A 21,109-nucleotide genomic window follows, 5' to 3' on the forward strand; every position below is an offset into this window, starting at 1 on the left:
GGGGGGGGGGGTTGACAGCCGCTGTGAGGCACGTCATGCTCGTGACCATGAACCTGTCAGACAGCCGGACAGCAGGACAGCCCATTGCCCGCGTCAGTGCCGCCGAGGCCGTCTTCAAGGAGCTCCTCGCGGAGATCCAGGAGGGCCGCCTCGCGGTGGGGGACAAGCTTCCGTCCGAGGCCACCCTGGCGCAGCGGTACGGCGTGAGCCGGTCCGTCGTGCGGGAGGCGCTGCGCTCCTGCGCGGCCCTGGGGCTGACCGTCAGCCGCACCGGCAAGGGGACCTTCGTCGTCTCCCGGCGGGTGGCGAAGGACCTCACCCTGGGCGAGTACTCGGCCCGGGACCTGCACGAGGCCCGGCCGCACATCGAGATCCCCGCGGCCGGTCTCGCCGCCCGCCGCCGCTCGGACGAGGACGTGCGGTTCCTGCGCGACGTCGTGGCGGAGATGGCGGCCGAGGACGATCCGCAGGCCTGGGTCGAGCTGGACATCAGCTTCCACGCCGCCATCGCCCGGATCAGCCGCAACCGGGTGTTCGAGAAGGTCATCGCCGACATCCGCCAGGCCCTCTCCCACCAGTCCGAGACCCTCAACGTGGTGGCGGACCGCCAGCCGCGCTCGGACGAGGAGCACCTGCGCATCTTCCGCGCGATCGAGAAGGGCTCGGCCGACGAGGCCGAGGCCGCCATGCAGGACCACCTCGCGGCCGTCCGCGACGCCCTCGGCGCCATCACGGGCGGGTAGCCCGCCGCTCCCGCACCCTCCCGCGCCGCGCACCCGCGGCGCCGTTCCCGCACGCCGTCCACCGCCGGCGCCGCCCGCCTCTCCACCCGCCCACCCACAGCAAGGATCAGCATGACCACCGTCGCCCCCGACGTCCCCCTGCCCGTCGCCCGTCCCCGGCACGCACCCGTCGCCGAACTGGTGCGGGACGGCCTCGTCGAGAGCGTCCACCACGGCTCGGCCGTCGCCACGGACGCGTCCGGCCGGGTCCTCCTGTCGGTGGGCGACCCGCTGGCGTCCTTCTACCCCCGCTCCGCGCTCAAGCCGCTGCAGGCCGTGGCCATGCTGCGGGCCGGCCTCGACCTGCCCCCGGAGCTGCTCGCCCTGGCGGCGGCCAGCCACTCGGGCGGCCCCGCGCACCGGAGGGGCGCCCGCCGGATCCTGGAGCTGCACGGCGCGGACGAGGGAGCCCTGGAGAACGTCCCCGACCTGCCGTACGGCGCCGCGGAGCGGGACGCGGCCCTGCGCGCCGGCGAGGAGCCCTCGCGCCTGGCCCAGAACTGCTCGGGCAAGCACGCCGCCATGGTCGCCACCTGCCGGATCAACGGCTGGCCCGTCGCCGGCTACACCGACCCCGGGCACCCGCTGCAGCTGCTGGTCGCCGAGACCGTCGCCGAGCTCACGGGCGAGCGGGCGCACGGCAGGAGCACGGACGGGTGCGGCACGCCCCTGTTCGCCGTCTCCCTGCGCGGGATGGCCGTCGCCTTCGGGAGGCTGGTCTCGGCCGCCCCGCACACCCCCGAGGGCCGGGTGGCGGAGGCCATGACCGGTCATCCCGAGCAGGTGGCCGGCGCGGACCGCGACGTGACGGCGCTGATGCGGGCCGTCCCCGGCCTGCTGGCCAAGGACGGCTTCGAGGGGCTCCAGCTGGTGGGCCTGCCGGACGGCCGGGCCGTGGCCGTGAAGATCGCCGACGGGTCCGACCGGGCCAGGATGCCCGTGACCGTCCACCTCCTGGAGCGCCTGGGCGTCGACCCGCAGGCGCTCGCGGGCCTGGCCGCCGTGCCCGTGCTCGGCGGGGGCCGCCCCGTCGGGTCCCTGCACGCGGTCGACACCGCCCCCTGCCGCTGACCACCCCGACCGTTCCCGACCGTTCCCGATCACTCACGACCGAACACCCGATGCCACGGAGGACACCATGACCACCCCTGAGTTCCGCGTCGAGCACGACCTGCTCGGCGACCGCCACGTCCCCGCCGAGGCCTACTGGGGCGTGCAGACCCTGCGGGCCGTGGAGAACTTCCCGATCACCGGCCAGCCGCTCGGCGGGCACTCGCACCTGGTCCGGGGGCTCGCGGCGGTCAAGCTCGCCGCCGCCCGCGCGAACCACGACCTCGGTCTGCTCGACGGCCCGCGCGCCGAGGCCATCGTCGCCGCCTGCCAGGAGCTCCTGGACGGCCGGCTGCACGACCAGTTCCGCGTCGACGTCATCCAGGGCGGGGCCGGCACCTCCTCCAACATGAACGCCAACGAGGTGATCGCCAACCGGGCCCTCGAGCTGCTCGGCCACGCCCGGGGCGAGTACTCCCGGCTGCACCCCAACGACCACGTCAACCTCAGCCAGTCGACCAACGACGTGTACCCCACGGCGGTGAAGATCGCGACGGTCCTCGGCGTCCAGGAGCTGCTCGAGGCCCTCGGGGTCCTGGAGCAGGCCTTCGCCGAGAAGGCCGCCGAGTTCCGCGTCGTCGTGAAGATGGGCCGCACCCAGCTGCAGGACGCCGTGCCGATGACCCTGGGCCAGGAGTTCGGCACCTACGCCGTCATGATCCGGGAGGACCGCCAGCGCCTCGCGGAGGCGAGCCTCCTGATCCACGAGATCAACCTCGGGGCGACCGCCATCGGCACCGGCCTGAACGCCCCCGAGGGCTACGCCGAGGCGGCCTGCCGCCACCTGGCCGCCGTGACGGGCCTGCCCCTCGTCACGGCGGTGGACCTCGTCGAGGCCACGCAGGACGTGGGGGCGTTCGTGCACCTCTCGGGCGTGCTGAAGCGGGTCGCGGTGAAGCTGTCCAAGATCTGCAACGACCTGCGCCTGCTCTCCTCCGGGCCCCGCGCCGGTCTGGGCGAGATCAACCTCCCCGCCGTCCAGTCCGGGTCGTCCATCATGCCCGGGAAGATCAACCCGGTCATCCCGGAGATGGTCAGCCAGGTGGCCTACGAGGTGATCGGCAACGACGTGACGATCACCATGGCCGCCGAGGGCGGGCAGCTTCAGCTCAACGCGTTCGAGCCGATCATCGTGCACAGCCTGCACAAGAGCGTCTCCCACCTGCGCGCGGCCTGCGACACCCTCACGGAGCGGTGCGTGCGGGGCATCACCGCCAACGAGGAACGGCTGCGCCTCGGCGTGGAGCACTCCATCGGGCTGGTCACCGCGCTGAACCCGCACCTGGGCTACGCGACCGCGACGGCCATCGCGCAGGAGGCGCTGGCCACCGGCCGCGGGGTCGCCGACCTGGTGCGCGACCGCGGCCTGCTGACCACCGAGGAGCTGGCCCGCATCCTGCGCCCGGAACGCCTCGCCAACCTCACGAAGTGACCCGTCCACGAGCTCTTCCCTCCTCCGCACCCACTTAGGACACCCATGACCGTCAACCATCCGGACCGGCGCCACGCCACGCCCGCCCAGCCGCCGACCGCCGCCCTCGACCTCCTCCACGCGGAGGACCAGGGCTACCACAAGAGCCTGACGCCCCGGCAGATCCAGATGATCGCCATCGGCGGCGCCATCGGCACCGGGCTCTTCATGGGCGCCGGCGGGCGGCTGGCCGCCGCCGGCCCCGCCCTCGTCATCACCTACGCCGTCTGCGGCTTCTTCGCCTTCCTCATCCTGCGGGCGCTGGGGGAGCTCGTGGTGCGGCGCCCGTCGTCGGGCTCCTTCGTCTCCTACGCCCGCGAGTTCTACGGTGAGAAGGCGGCGTTCTTCACCGGCTGGCTGTACTGGCTGAACTGGGCCATGACCGCGATCGTGGACATCACCGCGGTGGCCCTCTACATGAGGTTCTTCGCCCGGTACTGGGCGCCGATCGGCGACGTCCCGCAGTGGCTGTTCGCCCTGGCGGCGCTGCTGCTGGTCCTCGGCCTGAACCTCGTCTCGGTCAAGGTCTTCGGCGAGCTCGAGTTCTGGTTCGCGCTCGTCAAGGTCACCGCGCTCGTCGTCTTCCTGCTGGTGGGCATCTACCTGGTCCTCTTCGGCGCACCGGCCGCGGGCCACGAGGTCGGTCTCACCCTGATCGCCCAGAACGGCGGGCTCCTGCCGAACGGCCTGCTGCCGGCGGTCGTGGTGGTCCAGGGCGTCGTGTTCGCCTACGCCTCCATCGAGCTGATCGGCACGGCGGCCGGCGAGACGGAGCACCCCGAGAAGGTCATGCCCCGGGCGGTGAACACGGTCATCCTGCGGATCGCCGTCTTCTACGTCGGATCCCTGACCCTGCTGTCCCTGCTGCTGCCCTACACCGCCTACAAGGCGGGGGAGAGCCCCTTCGTGACGTTCTTCGGCTCCATCGGCGTGGCCGGCATGGACACCGTGATGAACCTCGTGGTGCTCACCGCGGCGCTGTCCTCGCTCAACGCCGGGCTCTACTCGACGGGGCGGATCCTGCGCTCCATGGCCCTCGCCGGATCCGCTCCGCGCTTCGCGGGCCGGATGAACCGCGCCGGCGTGCCCTACGGCGGCATCGTCCTGACCGCGGCCGTCGCCGTGCTGGGCGTGGTGCTCAACGCCCTGGTGCCCGCCCAGGCCTTCGAGATCGTGCTGAACATCGCCTCCGTCGGCATCATCAGCGCCTGGGCCATGATCATCCTCTGCCAGCTCAGGCTCGTCTCCTGGGCGCGGCAGGGGCGGGCCGAGCGCCCGGCCTTCCGCCTCCCGGGCGCCCCCTTCACCGGGTACCTCACGCTGGCGTTCCTCGTGGCCGTGGTCGTGCTGATGGCCTTCGACTCCCCGGTGGGCACGTGGACGGTGGCCTCGCTGCTGCTCCTGGTCCCCCTGCTCGTCCTGGGCTGGTACCGGTGCCGGGACCGGGTGCACGAGATCGCGGCGCTGCGCGCCGTCCCGGGCGGAGCGGCCCCGCAGGCCTCGCCCGCGCGGGCCGAGCTGGTCGAGGAGACCGCGCGGTAGCCCGCCGCGGCGGACCGTGACGAGGCCGGTGCCCGGAGGACGGGCGCCGGCCTCGGCGCGCGGCGGTCCGGGACCCGGCCCGCCGCGGGCTCAGGACCGGCCGGCGTAGTAGCGGCCCAGGAACTCGTCCCGGTACTCGAAGTACGTCCCGTCGGCCATCGCCTCCCGGGCGCCGTCGACCATCCGCACGACGAACCGCTCGTTGTGGATCGACGCGAGCGTCGCGGACAGCCGCTCCTTCGCCTTGAACAGGTGGTGCAGGTACGCCCGGGTGTAGTGCGTGCACGTGTAGCAGTCGCAGCCGTCGTGGACGGGGGAGAAGTCGGTGCGGAAGCGGGCGTTGTTGACGTTGAACCGCCCGTCGGGCGTGTAGACCGCGGACGTGCGGGCCACCCTGGTCGGCGAGACGCAGTCGAAGGTGTCCGCGCCGTTCTCGAGGGCCGTGAAGATGTCGTCCGGCTCGGAGATCCCCAGCAGGTGGCGGGGCCGGTCCTCCGGCAGTTCCTCGTTGCACCAGCGCACGATCGCGCCCAGGTTCTCCTTCTCCAGCGCCCCGCCGATCCCGTAGCCGTCGAAGTCCATGGCCCCGAGGTCCCGGCAGGCCGTGCGGCGCAGGTCCTCGTACTGGGCGCCCTGGATCACGCCGAACAGCGCCTGGTAGGGCCGGTGCGCGCGCTCCTCGGTGAGCCGGGCGTGCTCGGCGACGCAGCGCTGCGCCCAGCGCCGGGTCCGCTCGAGCGACGCCTCCTGGTAGCCGCGGGAGTTGTGCAGGGTGGTCAGCTCGTCGAAGGCGAACATGACGTCCGCGCCCAGCTGGTGCTGCACCCGCATCGAGATCTCGGGGGTGAAGCGGTGGACGTCCCCGTTGATGTGGGACTTGAACGTGACCCCGTCGTCGTCGACGTGGGCCATGCGCTCCCGGCCGGCCGCGACGTCGTCGTCGCCCGCCGCGGAGGCCTCGACCGTGGACATGTCGATGACCTTCTTGAAGCCCGAGCCCAGGGACATCACCTGGAACCCGCCCGAGTCCGTGAAGGTGGGCCCGTCCCAGTTCATGAACGCGCCGAGCCCGCCGGCGGCGTCGAGGACGTCCGCGCCGGGCTGGAGGTAGAGGTGGTAGGCGTTGGCGAGCAGGGCCTGGGCGCCGAGCTCGCGCATCGACTCGGGCAGCACCGCCTTCACGGTCGCCTTCGTGCCCACGGGGACGAAGGCGGGGGTGCGGATCGTCCCGTGGGGGGTGGTGACGGTGCCGGTCCGCCCCAGGAACCGCCCGCCGTTGGCCTCGACGCGCGCGCCGGGGATCCGGGCCGTCTCCTCGAGCCGGTGCTCGACCTCGAAGCCGAAGGCGGCACGGGCGGCGGGGAACGGGGAGGCCTCGGCGGGTGCGGTCATCCGACCATTGTGCGTCACCTCCCGGCCCGCGCCGGGCGGGCGGGCAGGCCCCTGTGAGTGATCTCATGGCCCCTGCCCGGAAGACGGGCTGGTACCGGGGCGTTGCGAGGTCGTGGGACCGCACCCCGGGTGCGGCGCCCCCAGCGCCCTCCGGCGCCCGACGACGGGCGGACGCCCGCGCCGCCCGCCGCGGCCGCCCACGACAGAGAGGTGGTCCCCGACCGCGTGAGCACGCTCCGGAACTTCTTCGCCCTGCACCCCGCGCAGCGGGACCACCTCCCCGCCGCCCGCATCGCGCTGTCGGTGGCCGTCCCGCTGGTCGCCGTCATGGCCGCCGGCCGCGCCGACCTGGCCATCTACGTGGCGTTCGGGGCGTTCACCTCCATCTACGCCCGGCTCGAGCCCACCCGGGCCCGGGCCCGGCACCAGTCGCAGGCAGGCGTGCTGCTGACCCTGTGCGTGGCGCTGGGCGCGCTGCTCAGCGGCGCCCCGGAGGCCGTGGTGCTGGCGGTCACGGCGGTCCTGGCCGGGCTCGGCGCGATGGCCGCGGCGTACTGGACGCTCAGGCCGGCCGGGTCGGTCTTCTTCATCTTCGCGGTGGGCGCCATCGGCTCCCTCGAGGACGCCGCGCCGGTGTGGCAGGCCGCGGCGCTCGCCGCCGCCTCCGCGGGGTTCTCCGTGGCGCTGGGGCTCGCGTCCCGGTGGGCGGGGGAGGGCGTCACCGGGCCGGTGGCCCCCGTGCCGGAGCACCACGGGCTGAGCACCGGGCAGCTGTGGGCGCACGGCGGCCGGTTCCTCGCGGCGACGTCCGTGGCGGGTGCGCTCGGCATGGCCAGCGGCCTCTCGCACAGCTACTGGGCCATGGGCGCGGCGGCGGCGCCGATCGCGGCCCCCGACCTCGAGGCGCGGATGCAGCGCGGTGCCCACCGCATGGTGGGCACCCTGGGCGGCGTGGGGGTCACCGCGGCGGTGCTGTCCGTGCCCCTGCAGCAGTGGCACATGGTGGCGCTGGTGATCCTCTTCCAGTTCCTCGCGGAGATGTTCGTGGGCCGCAACTACTCCCTGGCCCTGCTGTTCATCACCCCGCTGGCCCTGCTGATGACCCAGCTGGCGGCCCCGAGCGCTCCCGGCGAGCTGCTGCAGGCCCGGGCGGTGGAGACGGTGACCGGCGCCGTGTGCGGGCTGGCGGTCGTCCACCTCACCCGGAGCGCGGCGGAGCGGGGGCTCAGCGGCCCCAGCCGGCGTGGGCGACGGCCTGGCGCACCAGATCCCCGCGGCCCCCGGCGAACTCCGCCTGCACCTCGGGGCTGAGCGCCTCCTCCGGGCTCATCCAGGACAGCTGCAGGGCGTCCTGGCGGGGGTTGCACTCGCCGCGCACCGGCACGATGTAGCTGAGCGCCACGGCGTGCTGGCGGTCGTCGGTCAGGCCGGTCTCGGAGGGCGACGGGAAGAACTCGGCCACCGCGAAGGGCGTCGTGGACACCGGCAGCTGCGGGAAGGCCATGGTGCCCAGGTCCTTCTCGAGGTGGCGCAGCAGCGCCGCCCGGATGGTCTCGCGGTACATCACGCGGCCGGAGACGAACGTGTACATCATCTCGCCCTGGGGGGTGGCCTGCACGAGCAGGCCGAGCTCCGAGAGGTAGCCCAGCGGGTCGAGCCGCACCGGGATGGCCTGCACGTAGACCATGGGCAGGTGGCGCCGGGCCTCGCTCAGGTCCTCCTCGCTGAGCCAGCCGGGGTTCGGATCGGGGGTGCGCAGGAAACTCATAGTGCTGTTCTATCCCACGGGCCCCGCTCCGGCCACGGTTCCGGGCGCCTGCGGCGGCCGGTTCAGCGCACAGCGGAGAACCCGGTCAGGACGTGCCCAGGCGGGCCGCGGCCTCCAGCACGGTCCACGCCTGCACCTGGGTGGAGAGCTCCACCTGCACCCCGGGCCGCTGCGCCTCGTTGGCGTGCCGGGCGGGCTCCGGGGAGAAGATCGCGACCGTCTCGCCCGCGACCGTCGACGCGGTGGTCCCCGGCACGCCGAAGTCCACCGCCGGGTCGAACTCGCGCCGGCCCGCCCACAGGGCGTCGGCGGTCGCCTCCACGAGCTCCGCGGCCGTGCGCCGCGCGGGCGCGGGCAGGAGCGGGTGCCGCGCCGCCTCGGCGAGGTAGCGGGCCAGGATCCCGGTGAACAGCCCGCCGTCCCCGCCGCCGTGGGCGGCCAGGACGGGACGCCCGTCGAGCTCGCGGGTGAACGCCTCCGCGGCGCCCCCGACCACCTCGGCCGCCGCGCGCGCCAGGCGCTCGCTCTCCTCCGGCCCGGTGGAGGGGTCCTCGGCCAGCTCGAGCAGCGCCGCGAGCACCGGCCCCGAGCTGTAGCTGAAGACGGCCTCCTCGAGCCGGGTCACCTCGGAGCCGGAGCCCGCCGCCACCAGGCGCACCCCGTCCCGGTAGACCCGCCGCCCGGGCTCCCACAGCACGTCCTCCATCCACCGCAGCACCGCCGCGGCCCGGTCGGGCCGGTTCGTGCGCACGAAGGCGAGCGCCGCCGGGGCGGAGGACGCCGCGTTCTTGAAGTCGTGGGCGGTGTTCCAGAAGACCCCGCCGCCCATGTCCCCGGTGTGGCCCTGCTCGAGCCGGGCGAGCAGCGCGCTGCCCGCGTCGAGGCACGCCACGTCCGCCCGGCCCGTCAGCTCCCGGTCCAGGGCGCTGAGCCGCCCCACGGCGAGCAGCAGCCAGGCCATGTCGTCGTAGAAGGGGTTGGCGGCCACGCGGCCGGCGCTGCGCAGGGTGATGCCGCGCAGCAGCCGGTGCCCGTCCAGGCGCGCCGCCCGCGCCCGGTCGAGGTCCCCGGCGGCCAGGTGCCGACGGCCGGCGTCGACGACCGCGTCGAGCAGGTGCGCCTGCCACCAGTAGTGCCACGGGGCCCGGCGCGACCGGGGGCGCGGGTGCGCCGGGGCGCCGAGCAGGGCGCCGGGCACGCCCAGGGGCCGGTGCACGAACAGCTCGCGGACCGAGTGGGCGGCCTTGTCGGCGCGCGCGGGGGCGGGGGCGGTGGGCATGGCGGCTCCTGTGCTCGTGGGGCGCTGCGCGGGTGGACGGGAGGTGCCCTACGAGCCTAAGGGCTGGCCGAGGTGCAGCCGCCGGTGCACGGCCTCGGCCGGGCCCGGCAGGGAGCGGCGCTCCAGCAGGACCGCGCCGAGCAGCGTGACGAGCCACACGGCCGTCCCGATCAGCAGCGCGCCCGTCGGGGTGAGGGCGCGGCCGAGGCCCAGGGCGAACGGCGGGAGCAGCACCGTGCAGAGCACCGACTGCGCGAGGTAGCCGCTCATCGACCGCCGGCCCAGCGCCTGCAGCGCCAACAGTACCGGGTGCTCGCGGGCGCCCACCGGGCCGGCGCCGCGCCCCGCGCGCTCGCAGGCCAGGGCGATGACGAAGGCGTAGCCGATGCCCTGGGCGGCGCCCGCCACGGCGTCCGCGCCCGTGAGCGCGGCGTGCACCGGTGGCGGCGGGTCGATCATGCCCGTGGTGAGCAGGCCCGTCCCGGTGCCGGTGAGCAGGCCCAGGCCGATCCCGCCCGCGGCGGCGAGCAGGAGCGACCGCCGCCGCGGGGCGGGGTCCTCCAGGACGCGGTACCGGCTGAGCGCGAGCCCGGCCAGCATCATGGGCAGCAGGCCGAGGAGCTGGAACGGGGCGAAGAGGACCACCACGAGCCCCTCGAGCAGTCCGCTCGCGAACCGCTGCTCGACGGTCTCGGCATGCAGGCTGGGGAAGGCCGCGGAGGCGTCGGCGACCGCCCCGTCCGCGGCGCCGTAGAGGAAGACCAGGACGGCGCCGACGGCGGCGACGCCGACGAGGAGGCGGGTGGAGTCGGCCACGAGCAGCGCCAGGACGAGCCCGCCCACGGCGTAGGCCGTGATGATGTCCCCGGGGAACAGCAGGCAGGCATGCAGGGCGCCGATGGGCACCAGCCACCCGTAGCGGCGCAGCAGCAGCCCGCGGACCACGGGCGGGGGCGCGCCGCGGGCGGTCTCCCGGAGGGCGATCTGGCCCACCCCGTAGCCCACGAGGAACGAGAACAGCGGGAAGCCGCGGCCGTCCACCAGCGCGGACATGGCCGTGTTGACGACGTCGTCCGCGGTCCAGCCCGTGCTCGTCGCACCCTCTCCCAGGGGGCGCTCCCGGGGCCCGCCCACGGGCCCGGGGAGCCAGATCCACACGGTGATGTTGGCGACCGCGATCACCCACAGCATGAGTCCCCGGGCCACGTCGGGGCCCAGGGCCCGGGTGCGGGTGGGGGCGGGCCGCCACGGCGGCGGGACGCTCACGCGGCCGTTCCGTCGAGCAGGCGGCGCCGGCTCTCGAGCACGAGGGGCTCGCCGGTGAGGGGGTGGACCAGGGACACCCGCCGGGCCAGCAGCTGCAGCGGCCGGCCCGGGTCCCAGGCCGCGGCCGGGAGGACCTCGGGATAGAGCGGGTCGTGCCGGATCGGGGCGCCGAGCGAGGCCAGGTGCACCCGGAGCTGGTGCGTCCGGCCCGTCTCCGGGCGCAGCGCGTAGCGCGCCCACGTCCCGTCGGCGCGCGTGAAGGGCGCCCCGGCGCGCTCGACGAGCGTCCGCGCGTTCACGGGCCCGGGCACCTCCCGGGCCTGCAGGGACGTGCGGTCCTTGACGATCCGGGACGCCACCGTCCGCGGGAGCGCGAGACCGGGGCGGTGCCGGGCCACGGCCTCGTACTCCTTGGCCACGGCCCGCTCCTGGAACAGCGTCTGGAACCTCCCGCGGGTGGCGGGGTCGCGGGAGAGCAGCAGCACCCCGGCCGTGCCGCGGTCGAGCCGGTGCAGCGGCGAGAGCCGGTCCTCCCCGCGCGCCCGGCGCAGCTTCACGAGCGCGGTCTGCGCCACGAAGCCGCCGCGCGGGGTGGTGGGCAGCCCGTGCGGCTTGTCCACGGCCAGCAGCCACTCGTCCTCGAACAGCACGGGCAGGTCGCCGGGCAGGGCGGGCTCGTCCGGCAGCGCCCGGTGGTACCAGACGGAGCCGCCGGGCACGAGGGGGGCGTCGTGGGGGAGGGGCCGTCCGGCGTCGTCGACGATCCCGCCGGACGCGAAGAGCCCCTCGAGCTCCGCCGCCGAGGCGGGGAAGCGGGCCAGGAGCCAGTCGCGGACGGTGCCCGCGCCGTCCTCCGGCAGACGCACCCGCACCGGGTCCACGCCGTCCCGGAGGGGCAGGGGGGAGGCCGCGGGCCGTCGTCGTCGCATGGGTGTGATCGTGCTCCGCGCCCGCCCCGTTGTCCACCCGGGCGCCGCGGGGCCCGCCGCGTTCCGTTCTCCCGGACCGCCTGCGAGAATGAGGGTCACCCGCCCGCCCCCGCCCACCGGAACGAGGCCCATGGCACCCGAAGAAGTCGTCCTCCTCGACGAGGCGCACCGCCCCGTCGGCACCGCGCTGAAGGCCGAGGTGCACACCACGGACACGCCCCTGCACCTCGCGTTCTCGTGCTACGTCCTCGACGACGACGGGCGCCTGCTGCTGACCCGCCGCGCCCTCGCCAAGAAGACCTGGCCCGGGGTGTGGACGAACAGCTTCTGCGGCCACCCGGGGCCGGGCGAGCCCTTCGCGGAGACCATCGCGCGACGGGCGAGCGAGGAGCTGGGCTTCGCGGTCACCGGCGTCGTCGAGGTGCTGCCGGAGTTCCGCTACCGGGCCGTGGACGCCTCCGGGATCGTGGAGAACGAGTTCTGCCCCGTCTACGTGGCCCGGGCCACCGGGCAGCCCGCGCCCCTGGCCTCCGAGGTCGCCGAGACGGCGTGGATCACCCCGGAGCAGCTGTTCACGGCCGCCGAGGCCGCGCCGTTCCTGCTGAGCCCCTGGCTGCTCGAGCAGATCGCCGACGCCCGGCTGCGCCGCGCCCTGCTCGAGCCGGTCCCCGCGCGGGGCTGACGCGGCCCCTCCGCTCAGCCCGCGGTCGCGGACGGCACCCAGCTGCGCGAGGAGGCCACCTCCTCCAGGACCTCGCGCACGGCCAGGATGGCCGGCCGGTGCGCGCTCGCCTCGCGCACGGACGTGAAGACGGTCCGGTGCGGCGCACCGGGCAGGTCGAGCAGCCGGCACGGGGCGCTGCCGGCGGTCCAGATCAGATCCGGCATGAAGCCCACGGCGTTGCCCGAGGCGATCAGGCGGGTCTGGGCCTGCAGGTCGGCCGTCTCGAAGCGGACGTCCGGCTCGAAGCCCGCCAGCCGGCACGCCTGCTCCGCCCAGTGCCGGGACGCCGCGCCCCGGGGCTCCATGACCCAGGGGAGGTCCCGCGCCATCTCCAGGGTGAAGCTCGGCCACCGGTCCGAGCTCGGGGGCACCGCCAGCCGGATCGCGTCGGCCGTCAGCCTCCGGCGGTCCAGCTCGGGGTGGTGGGCCGCCGCGTGGCCGGGGTACTGCTCCGCGACCACGAGGTCGAAGTCCCGCGTCCAGGTCTCCCGCAGGGCGCCCTCGGGCTCGCGCTGGTACATCTCGATGCGCACCTCGGGGTGGCGCCGGGCCATGGCCGTCAGCGCCTCCGGCATCAGGGCCAGCGCCGCGGACTGGAAGACGGCGACCCGCACGGTGCCCGCCACCGTCGTCAAGGACGCGGCGAGGTCTGACTCGGCCCGCTCCAGGGTCCTCAGCAGCTCCGCGGTGTGCTCCACCAGGATCTCCGCCTGGGGGGTGAGCTGCACCCTGCGGCCGGAGCGGCGCAGCAGCTCCACCCCGGCCTCCTTCTCCAGCTGGGCGAGTTGCTGGGAGACGGCCGAGGGGCTGAAGCTCAGCGCCTCGGCCACCTCCGCCAGCGTTCCCCGGAGCTTCAGCTCGCGCAGCAGGCGCAGCCGTCTGACATCCAGCACGGGGCCCCTCCATTCATCAGTTCTACTGATGATTGATCCTTGGAAAACATCACTTTATCTAACACAAGGGGCGGCGCATAGTGAGGGAGTACCAGGGCATCCCACACCACCTTCTTGGAGAACCGCTCATGACCACCATTTCCGCTTCGCAGGCCGCGCCCACCCCCGCCGAGCCCGAGGCCGGCGGCACCGCCCCGCACTCGCCCCTCCCCGGGTCCCTCTCCCAGGCTCTCTCCGAGGCCCTCCCCGAGCAGGTCGTCGCGACGGTGCGCCGCTGGCTCACCGAGGCCGGGCAGTTCCCCAAGGACGCCTCGGGGGAGCAGCTGGCCGGCGTGCTGAAGGACCCCAGCGGACTGGACTTCACCGTCGGCTTCGTCGACGGCGTCGTCCGCCCCGAGGACCTCCGGGTCGCCGCCCGCAACCTCGCCCGGCTCGCGCCCGGGGTCCCGGCCTTCCTGCCCTGGTACCTGCGCTCCGCCGTGCGCGCCGGCGGGGCCCTGGCGCCCGTCGCCCCGCAGGTCGTCATCCCCGCCGCCCGCAGGGCGCTGCGCCGGATGGTCGGCCACCTGATCGTCGACGCCACCCCGGACCGGCTCGGGAAGTCGATCGCGAAGATCCGCACGGACGGCGTCCGGCTCAACGTCAATCTCCTGGGCGAGGCCGTGCTCGGGGACCGGGAGGCGGCCCGCCGCCTGGAGGGGACCCACGACCTGCTCGCCCGGCCCGACGTGGACTACGTCTCCATCAAGGTCTCCTCCACGGTGGCCCCGCACTCCGCCTGGGCCTTCGACGAGGCCGTGGCCGAGGTCGTCGAGACGCTCACCCCGCTCTACGACCGGGCCGCCTCCTTCGACACCCCCAAGTTCATCAACCTGGACATGGAGGAGTACAAGGACCTGGACATGACCCTGGAGGTCTTCACCCGGATCCTGGACCAGCCCCGCTTCAAGCACCTGCAGGCCGGGATCGTGCTGCAGGCCTACCTCCCGGACGCCATGTCCGCGATGATCCGCCTCCAGGAGTGGGCCGGCGCCCGCCGGGCCGGCGGGGGCGCGGCGGTCAAGGTGCGCGTGGTCAAGGGCGCCAACCTGCCCATGGAGCAGGTCGAGGCCTCCCTGCACGACTGGCCGCTGGCGACCTGGGGGACCAAGCAGGACTCGGACACCAACTACAAGCGCGTGATCGACTACGCCCTGACCCCGGAGCGCATCGACGCGGTGCGGATCGGGGTGGCCGGGCACAACCTCTTCGACATCGCCTTCGCCTGGCTGCTGGCCCAGGAGCGGGGCGTCGCCCACGGCATCGACTTCGAGATGCTGCTGGGCATGGCCACCGGCCAGGCCGAGGCCGTCAAGCGCGACGTCGGGTCCCTGCTGCTCTACACCCCCGTGGTGCACCCGGCCGAGTTCGACGTGGCCATCGCCTACCTGATCCGCCGCCTGGAGGAGGGGGCGTCCCAGGAGAACTTCATGTCCGCGGTCTTCGAGCTCGCGGCCGACGAGGAGCTCTTCGAGCGCGAGAAGCAGCGCTTCCTCGCCTCCCTGGCCGCCCTCGACGGCACCGTCCCGGCTCCCCACCGCGTCCAGGACCGGAACCTGCCCGAGCCGCCGGCCCCGCGCGAGGGCTTCTCCAGCACCCCGGACACCGACCCGGCGGTGGCCGCCAACCGCGCCTGGGGCCGGGCCGTCCTCGAGCAGGTGCCCGCCTCCCGGGCCGGGGTGGAGACGGTCGCCGCCGCCGCGGTGCGGACCGAGGAGCAGCTCGACCGCGTCATCGACGCCGCCCTGGAGCAGGGCCGCGGCTGGGCCGCCCTGAGCGGCGCCCAGCGCGCCGAGGTCCTCCACCGCGCCGGCGACGCGCTGGCCGCCCGCCGCGCGGAGCTGCTGGAGGTCGCCGCCGCCGAGGCGGGCAAGACCCTCGACCAGGCCGACCCGGAGATCAGCGAGGCCGTCGACTTCGCCCACTACTACGCCGAGCGCGCCCGCGAGCTCGACGACGTGGACGGCGCCGTCTTCGTGCCCTCCCGGCTCACCGTGGTGACCCCGCCGTGGAACTTCCCCGTCGCCATCCCCGCCGGCTCCGCGCTGGCGGCCCTGGCGGCGGGCTCCCCGGTGGTGTTCAAGCCCGCCGGCCCGACCAGGCGCTGCGGCGCCGTGGTGGCCGAGGCCCTCTGGGAGGCCCTCGACGCCTCCGGGATCTCCCGCGACGTCCTCGCCCTCGTGGACCTCGAGGAGCGGGCCCTGGGCCGGCAGCTGATCAGCCACCCCGCCGTGGACCGGCTGATCCTCACCGGCGCCTACGAGACGGCGGAGCTGTTCCGCTCCTTCCGCCCCGACCTGCCCCTGCTGGCGGAGACCTCGGGGAAGAACGCCCTGATCGTCACCCCGAGCGCGGACTTCGACCTCGCCGCCAAGGACGTCGCCTACTCGGCCTTCGGCCACGCCGGCCAGAAGTGCTCGGCCGCGTCCCTGGTGATCCTCGTCGGCTCCGTGGCCGAGTCCCGGCGCTTCCGCAACCAGCTCGTGGACGCCGTCACCTCCCTCACGGTCGATTACCCCACCAACCCCGCCGCGCAGATGGGCCCCCTCACCGAGCCCGCCGAGGGCAAGCTGCTCAAGGCCCTGACCACGCTCGACGACGGCGAGTCCTGGCTGGTCGAGCCGGAGCAGCTCGACGGGAGCGGGCGGCTGTGGAGCCCGGGCGTGCGCACCGGCGTGAAGCGGGGCTCGGAGTTCCACCACGTCGAGTACTTCGGCCCGGTCCTCGGCGTGATGACCGCCGAGACGATCGAGGAGGCCGTGGCCATCCAGAACGAGGTCGAGTACGGCCTCACGGCGGGGCTGCACTCCCTCGACCCGCAGGAGATCGGCTACTGGCTGGACACCGTCCAGGCCGGCAACCTCTACGTCAACCGCCACATCACCGGGGCCATCGTCCAGCGCCAGCCCTTCGGCGGCTGGAAGAAGTCGGCGGTCGGTCCCGGCACCAAGGCCGGCGGCCCGAACTACCTGATGGGCCTGGGCGAGTGGGAGCCGGCCGCGCTGCGCGGTGCGGGACGGCCCGTGGCCCACGCGGCCGTCACCGAGCTGCTGGAGGCCGCCCGCTCCGGGACGGCCGGCCTCACCGCGGACGAGGCGCAGGCCCTCGAGCAGGCGCTGCGCAGCGACGAAGCCGCCTGGGCCGCGGAGTTCGGGGTCGCCCAGGACGTCTGCGCCCTCTACGCCGAGCGCAACGTCTTCCGCTACCTGCCCCTGCCCGTGACCGTGCGCCTGTCCGAGGGCGAGCGCCCCGCCGACCTGCTGCGCGTCGTCGCGGCCGGTCTGCGGGCCGGCTCCGACCTGACCGTCTCCTCGGCGGTCGAGCTGCCCGCCGCGGTGGGCGCCGTCCTCGCCGCGCGCGGCGTGCCGGTCCGGACCGAGGACGACGCCGCCTGGCTGGCCGGCGCCGCTGCGCTGCGCTGCGACCGCGTCCGCCTGATCGGCGGGGACCGCGCGGCCTTCATCGCCGCCACGGGCGCCCGCCCGGACCTGGCCGTCTACGCCCACCCCGTCACCGGGGCCGGCCGGGTCGAGCTGCTGCCCTTCCTGCACGAGCAGGCCGTCAGCATCACCGCCCACCGGTTCGGGACCCCGAACCACCTCACGGACGGGCTGATCTGACGCTCCTCTCCCAGGGCTCACCGGCAGCTCTCCCGCGGCGGCCCCGGACCGTGGCCCCCCTCCGGTGGGCCGCGCCCGGGGCCGCCGGGCTGTGGGGGCCGGATGCCGGATCGGATCGGCGGGTCCGCGGACGCCGGGCCCGTGTCCTGATACCAGGGGGTAACACGGCCGGTATAGGCTCGCTCCCACCGAGGCCCGGGCGGGCGGTGACCCGCCCACGCCGGCCTCGCCCGGGCCCCCCGGCACGCCGGGCTCTCCCGGTCGCCCTGCGGCCGGGCGCCGGGGCCCACGACGTGAAGGAGGCAGCATGGACGGCGTCCGAGTGACGGTCAACGGCCGGGTCCGCGACCTGGCCGCGGCCGGTCCCCACACGCGGCTGCTCGACTGGCTCCGGAGCGAGGGCCTGACCGGCGCGAAGGAGGGCTGCGCCGAGGGGGAGTGCGGCGCCTGCGCGGTCCTGGTGGTCCGTCCCGACGGCGCCGACCGCAGCCGCTGGACCTCCGTCAACGCGTGCCTGCCCCCCGCCGCGGCCTTCGACGGCCAGGAGGTCGTCACCGCCGAGGGCCTCGGCACCGCGCCGGGGGCCTGCGCCGTGGAGGCGCTGCACCCCGTCCAGCGCGAGCTGGCGCAGCGCGGCGGCTCCCAGTGCGGATACTGCACCCCCGGGTTCGTCTGCTCCATGGCCGCCGAGTACTACCGCCCCGGCCGGGCCGCCCCCGCCGCCGCTCCCTCCGCCGCTCCCTCCGCCGCCCCCGACGATCCGGCCGGCCCCATGGATCCCGCTCTCCCCGCCGATCCTGCCGGCCCCGCCGGCGAGCCGCGGACCGGGACCGCCGTGACCGGCGAGGAGCACGCCGCCGGCCACGAGCACGGTCCCAACGGCTTCGACCTGCACGCCCTCAGCGGCAACCTCTGCCGGTGCACCGGCTACCGGCCCATCCGCGACGCCGCCTGGGCCCTGGGCGCCCCCGGGGACGCCGACCCCCTGCTCCGCCGCCAGGACCGGCCCGCGCCGCCCGCCGGGGCCACCCGGACCGGGACGGACGGCGCCCGGTTCGTGCGCCCGGGGTCCCTCGAGGAGGTGTTCGAGCTGCTCGCGCAGCACCCGGAGGCGCAGCTCGTCGCCGGGGCCACCGACGCCGGCGTGGAGGTGAACATCCGGCACTCCCGGCCGCCGCTGGTCCTCGCCGTCGACCGGCTCGGGCCGCTGCGCACCCTCGAGCTCCGCGACGACCGGATCGAGCTCGGGGCCGCGCTGAGCCTGTCGGAGCTCGAGCGCGGGCTCGCCGGACGCGTGCCCCTCCTGGACCAGCTCTTCCCCCAGTTCGCCTCCCGGCTGATCCGCAACGCGGCCACCCTCGGCGGCAACCTCGGCACCGGCTCGCCGATCGGGGACTCCGCCCCGGCGCTGCTGGCCCTGGACGCGTCCGTGGTGCTGGCCTCCGCGGAGGGCGAGCGCGAGGTCCCGCTCGCCGAGTACTACACGGGCTACCGGCAGAGCGTCCGCCGGCCGGGGGAGCTCCTCCGGGCCGTGCGGATCCCGCTGCCGCTGGCCGAGCTCGCGGGGTTCCACAAGATCGCCAAGCGGCGCTTCGACGACATCTCCAGCGTGGCCGCGGGCATCGCCGTGCGGCTCGACGGGGGAGCGGTCGCCGCCGCGCGGATCGGCCTCGGCGGAGTGGCCGCCACGCCGATCCGCGCCCGGGCCGCGGAGGACGCGCTGACCGGCCGGCCCTGGACCCGCGAGACGGTCGCCGCCGCCGCGGCCGTGCTGGCGGGCGAGGGCACCCCGATCGACGACCTGCGGGCCAGCGCCCGCTACCGCTCGGCCGTGCTCGAGCAGGTCCTGCTGAAGTTCTGGGCGCAGCCCCGCTCCGCCCCCGTCCCGGAGGCGATCCGATGAGGTCCCTGGCAGAGCGGCCCGTCGACCCCGTCGTGGGCGTGCCGGTCCCGCACGAGAGCGCCGCCCTGCACGTCACGGGCACCGCGCTGTACACCGACGACCTCGTGGCGCGCGCCCGGGACGTCCTCCACGCCTGGCCCGTCCAGGCCCCCCACGCGCACGCCCGCGTGCTGGCGCTGTGCACCGGAGCAGCACTGGACGTGCCCGGGGTGGTCCGCGTCCTGACCGCGGCGGACGTGCCGGGCGTCAACGACAGCGGCACCAAGCACGACGAGCCGCTGTTCCCCGAGGAGGTCATGTTCCACGGCCAGGCCGTGTGCTGGGTCCTGGGGGAGACCCAGGAGGCCGCGCGCCTGGGCGCGGAGGCGGTCGAGGCCGGCTACGAGCCGCTCCCGTCCGTGCTGACCCTCACGGAGGCGATCCAGGCGGGCAGCTTCCAGGGGATGCGGCCCACCGTCAGCCGCGGTGACGCCGACGCAGGCCTCGCCGCCTCGGCCCACCGGTTCAGCGGTGAGCTGGAGCTCGGCGGGCAGGAGCACTTCTACCTCGAGACGCACGCCTCCCTCGCCCACGTCGACGAGGCCGGCCAGGTCTTCGTCCAGTCCAGCACCCAGCACCCCACGGAGACCCAGGAGATCGTCGCGCACGTCCTGGGCCTGCGCAGCCACGAGGTCACCGTCCAGTGCCTGCGCATGGGCGGGGCGTTCGGCGGCAAGGAGATGCAGCCCCACGGCTTCGCCGCGGTGGCGGCCCTCGGCGCCGTGCTCACCGGCCGGCCCGTCCGGCTGCGCCTGAACCGCACCCAGGACATCACCCTCACCGGCAAGCGCCACCCCTTCCACGCGCGCTGGGAGGCCGGCTTCGACGACGACGGGCGGCTGCGGGCGCTCCGGGCCACGCTGACCAGCGACGGCGGGTGGAGCCTCGACCTCTCCGAGCCGGTGCTGGCCCGGGCGCTGTGCCACGTCGACAACGCCTACTGGCTGCCGGACGTGCAGGTCCACGGGCGGATCGCGCGGACGAACAAGACGTCCCAGACCGCGTTCCGCGGCTTCGGCGGGCCCCAGGGGATGCTGGTGATCGAGGAGGTCCTCGGCCGGTGCGCGCCGCTGCTCGGGCTGGACCCGGCCGAGCTGCGGCGGCGCAACTTCTACGCGCCGGGCCAGAGCACCCCCTACGGCCAGCCGGTCCGGCACGCCGAGCGGCTGCACGCGGTCTGGCACCAGCTGCTGGAGCGCGCCGACGTCGAGCGCCGCCGCGGGCGGATCGCCGCGTTCAACGCCGCGCACCCGGACGTGCGCCGCGCGCTCGCGGTGACCCCGGTGAAGTTCGGCATCTCCTTCAACTTCACGGCGTTCAACCAGGCCGGCGCCCTCGTGCACGTCTACAAGGACGGCTCCGTGCTCATCAACCACGGCGGCACGGAGATGGGCCAGGGCCTGCACACCAAGATGCGGCAGGTGGCGGCCACGGCGCTGGGGGTGCCCCTGGCGTCCGTCCGGCTGGCCCCCACCCGCACGGACAAGGTGCCCAACACCTCCGCGACGGCCGCCAGCTCCGGCTCCGACCTCAACGGCGGGGCGGTCAAGAACGCCTGCGAGCAGATCCGCGACCGGCTGGCCGAGGTCGCGGCCCGGCAGCTCAACATCCACCCGGACGACGTCCGCTTCGTGGCCGGCCGGGTCACGGGGATCGGCTTCCACGACCGGGACATCGCCTTCGAGGACCTGGTGCGGGACGCCTACTTCCAGCGGGTCTCCCTCTGGGCCGCCGGGTACTACCGCACCGAGGGCCTGCACTGGGACAGCTCCCGGATGCAGGGCGAGCCCTTCAAGTACTTCTCCTACGGCGCGGCGGTGTCCGAGGTGGAGGTCGACGGGTTCACCGGCGCCTACCGGCTGCTGCGCACCGACATCGTCCACGACGTGGGCGACAGCCTCTCCCCGCTGATCGACGTGGGGCAGATCGAGGGCGGGTTCGTGCAGGGCGCGGGGTGGCTGACCCTCGAGGAGCTGCGCTGGGACGTCTCCGACGGGCCGCAGCGGGGCCGGCTCGCCACGCAGGCGGCCAGCACCTACAAGCTGCCCAGCTTCTCGGAGATGCCCGAGGAGTTCAACGTCCACCTGTTCGAGCAGGCCACCGAGAGCGGCGTGGTCTACGGCTCCAAGGCCGTGGGCGAGCCGCCGCTCATGCTCGCCCTCAGCGTCCGGGAGGCGCTGCGGGAGGCTGTGGCCGCGTTCGGTCCCGGCGGCCGGAGCGTCGAGCTCGCCAGCCCGGCCACCCCGGAGGCCGTGTTCTGGGCGGTCCGGGAGGCGCGCCGCGCCGAGCCGGCGGAGCAGGAGCCCGCCGGGGCCCGGGCCGCGCCGGGGCCGGCGCGGCCCGGCAGCTGAC

At 75.1% G+C, this 21,109-nt stretch carries 15 protein-coding genes; 9 read left to right on the forward strand and 6 right to left on the reverse strand.

Annotation, left to right across the window (positions count from 1 at the left end; genetic code table 11):
- The first annotated feature begins 47 nt into the window (after window positions 1-47).
- The 4 genes from IEW07_RS04895 to IEW07_RS04910 all read left to right on the forward strand — a co-directional run bounded on the left by IEW07_RS04895 (window position 48) and on the right by IEW07_RS04910 (window position 4,905).
- Window positions 48-743, forward strand: a complete 696-nt coding sequence (locus tag IEW07_RS04895) for a FadR/GntR family transcriptional regulator (RefSeq protein WP_188534817.1) — start codon at window positions 48-50, stop codon at window positions 741-743.
- Window positions 744-854: 111 nt separating this feature from the next.
- Window positions 855-1,853 (forward strand): asparaginase, encoded by a 999-nt coding sequence (locus IEW07_RS04900; protein ID WP_188534819.1) that lies wholly within the window; start codon window positions 855-857, stop codon window positions 1,851-1,853.
- A 67-nt stretch (window positions 1,854-1,920) separates the two neighbouring features.
- Window positions 1,921-3,324, forward strand: a complete 1,404-nt coding sequence (aspA, locus tag IEW07_RS04905) for an aspartate ammonia-lyase (RefSeq protein WP_188534821.1) — start codon at window positions 1,921-1,923, stop codon at window positions 3,322-3,324.
- Between the two features lie 45 nt (window positions 3,325-3,369).
- Window positions 3,370-4,905: an amino acid permease gene (locus IEW07_RS04910; RefSeq protein ID WP_188534823.1), complete on the forward strand. Its 1,536-nt coding sequence runs from the start codon at window positions 3,370-3,372 to the stop codon at window positions 4,903-4,905.
- Between the two features lie 90 nt (window positions 4,906-4,995).
- On the opposite strand, the gene tgt is transcribed toward IEW07_RS04910, so the two are convergent.
- Window positions 4,996-6,297 (reverse strand): tRNA guanosine(34) transglycosylase Tgt, encoded by a 1,302-nt coding sequence (gene tgt, locus IEW07_RS04915; RefSeq protein WP_188534825.1) that lies wholly within the window; start codon window positions 6,295-6,297, stop codon window positions 4,996-4,998.
- A 225-nt stretch (window positions 6,298-6,522) separates the two neighbouring features.
- On the opposite strand from tgt, the gene IEW07_RS04920 reads away from it, so the two are divergent.
- On the forward strand, window positions 6,523-7,608 hold the full coding sequence (locus tag IEW07_RS04920) for an FUSC family protein (RefSeq protein ID WP_188534827.1): 1,086 nt from the start codon (window positions 6,523-6,525) through the stop codon (window positions 7,606-7,608).
- Here IEW07_RS04920 and IEW07_RS04925 read toward each other — a convergent pair.
- The 4 genes from IEW07_RS04925 to IEW07_RS04940 all read right to left on the reverse strand — a co-directional run bounded on the left by IEW07_RS04925 (window position 7,523) and on the right by IEW07_RS04940 (window position 11,539).
- Complete coding sequence (locus IEW07_RS04925) at window positions 7,523-8,065, reverse strand: NUDIX hydrolase family protein (RefSeq protein WP_188534829.1); 543 nt, start codon at window positions 8,063-8,065, stop codon at window positions 7,523-7,525. The genes IEW07_RS04920 and IEW07_RS04925 overlap by 86 nt on opposite strands.
- 85 nt (window positions 8,066-8,150) lie before the next feature.
- Complete coding sequence (locus IEW07_RS04930; RefSeq protein WP_188534831.1) at window positions 8,151-9,344, reverse strand: glycoside hydrolase family 76 protein; 1,194 nt, start codon at window positions 9,342-9,344, stop codon at window positions 8,151-8,153.
- A 48-nt stretch (window positions 9,345-9,392) separates the two neighbouring features.
- Window positions 9,393-10,610, reverse strand: a complete 1,218-nt coding sequence (locus IEW07_RS04935) for a DUF418 domain-containing protein (protein WP_188534833.1) — start codon at window positions 10,608-10,610, stop codon at window positions 9,393-9,395.
- Window positions 10,607-11,539 carry a pseudouridine synthase gene (locus IEW07_RS04940; RefSeq protein ID WP_188534835.1) on the reverse strand — a complete coding sequence of 311 codons (933 nt, stop codon included), beginning with the start codon at window positions 11,537-11,539 and terminating at the stop codon, window positions 10,607-10,609. Before IEW07_RS04940 ends, IEW07_RS04935 begins: the two co-directional genes overlap by 4 nt.
- A 130-nt stretch (window positions 11,540-11,669) precedes the next feature.
- Here IEW07_RS04940 and idi point away from each other — a divergent pair, with 130 nt between their 5' ends.
- Window positions 11,670-12,221: an isopentenyl-diphosphate Delta-isomerase gene (gene idi / locus IEW07_RS04945; RefSeq protein WP_188534837.1), complete on the forward strand. Its 552-nt coding sequence runs from the start codon at window positions 11,670-11,672 to the stop codon at window positions 12,219-12,221.
- A 14-nt stretch (window positions 12,222-12,235) separates the two neighbouring features.
- Here the strand turns inward: idi and IEW07_RS04950 are convergent, their stop codons facing one another.
- Complete coding sequence (locus tag IEW07_RS04950) at window positions 12,236-13,156, reverse strand: LysR family transcriptional regulator (RefSeq protein ID WP_188534839.1); 921 nt, start codon at window positions 13,154-13,156, stop codon at window positions 12,236-12,238.
- Window positions 13,157-13,284: 128 nt separating this feature from the next.
- Here IEW07_RS04950 and IEW07_RS04955 point away from each other — a divergent pair, with 128 nt between their 5' ends.
- The 3 genes from IEW07_RS04955 (at window position 13,285) to xdhB (ending at window position 21,108) form a co-directional block, all read left to right on the forward strand.
- Window positions 13,285-16,815, forward strand: a complete 3,531-nt coding sequence (locus tag IEW07_RS04955; protein ID WP_188534841.1) for a proline dehydrogenase family protein — start codon at window positions 13,285-13,287, stop codon at window positions 16,813-16,815.
- A gap of 307 nt (window positions 16,816-17,122) precedes the next feature.
- Window positions 17,123-18,718 carry a xanthine dehydrogenase small subunit gene (locus tag IEW07_RS04960; RefSeq protein ID WP_188534843.1) on the forward strand — a complete coding sequence of 532 codons (1,596 nt, stop codon included), beginning with the start codon at window positions 17,123-17,125 and terminating at the stop codon, window positions 18,716-18,718.
- Complete coding sequence (gene xdhB / locus IEW07_RS04965) at window positions 18,715-21,108, forward strand: xanthine dehydrogenase molybdopterin binding subunit (RefSeq protein WP_188534845.1); 2,394 nt, start codon at window positions 18,715-18,717, stop codon at window positions 21,106-21,108. Before IEW07_RS04960 ends, xdhB begins: the two co-directional genes overlap by 4 nt.
- Window position 21,109: the final 1 nt, after the last annotated feature.

Origin of the sequence: Kocuria dechangensis, from assembly GCF_014636775.1 — a bacterium.
GTDB lineage: Bacteria > Actinomycetota > Actinomycetes > Actinomycetales > Micrococcaceae > Kocuria > Kocuria dechangensis.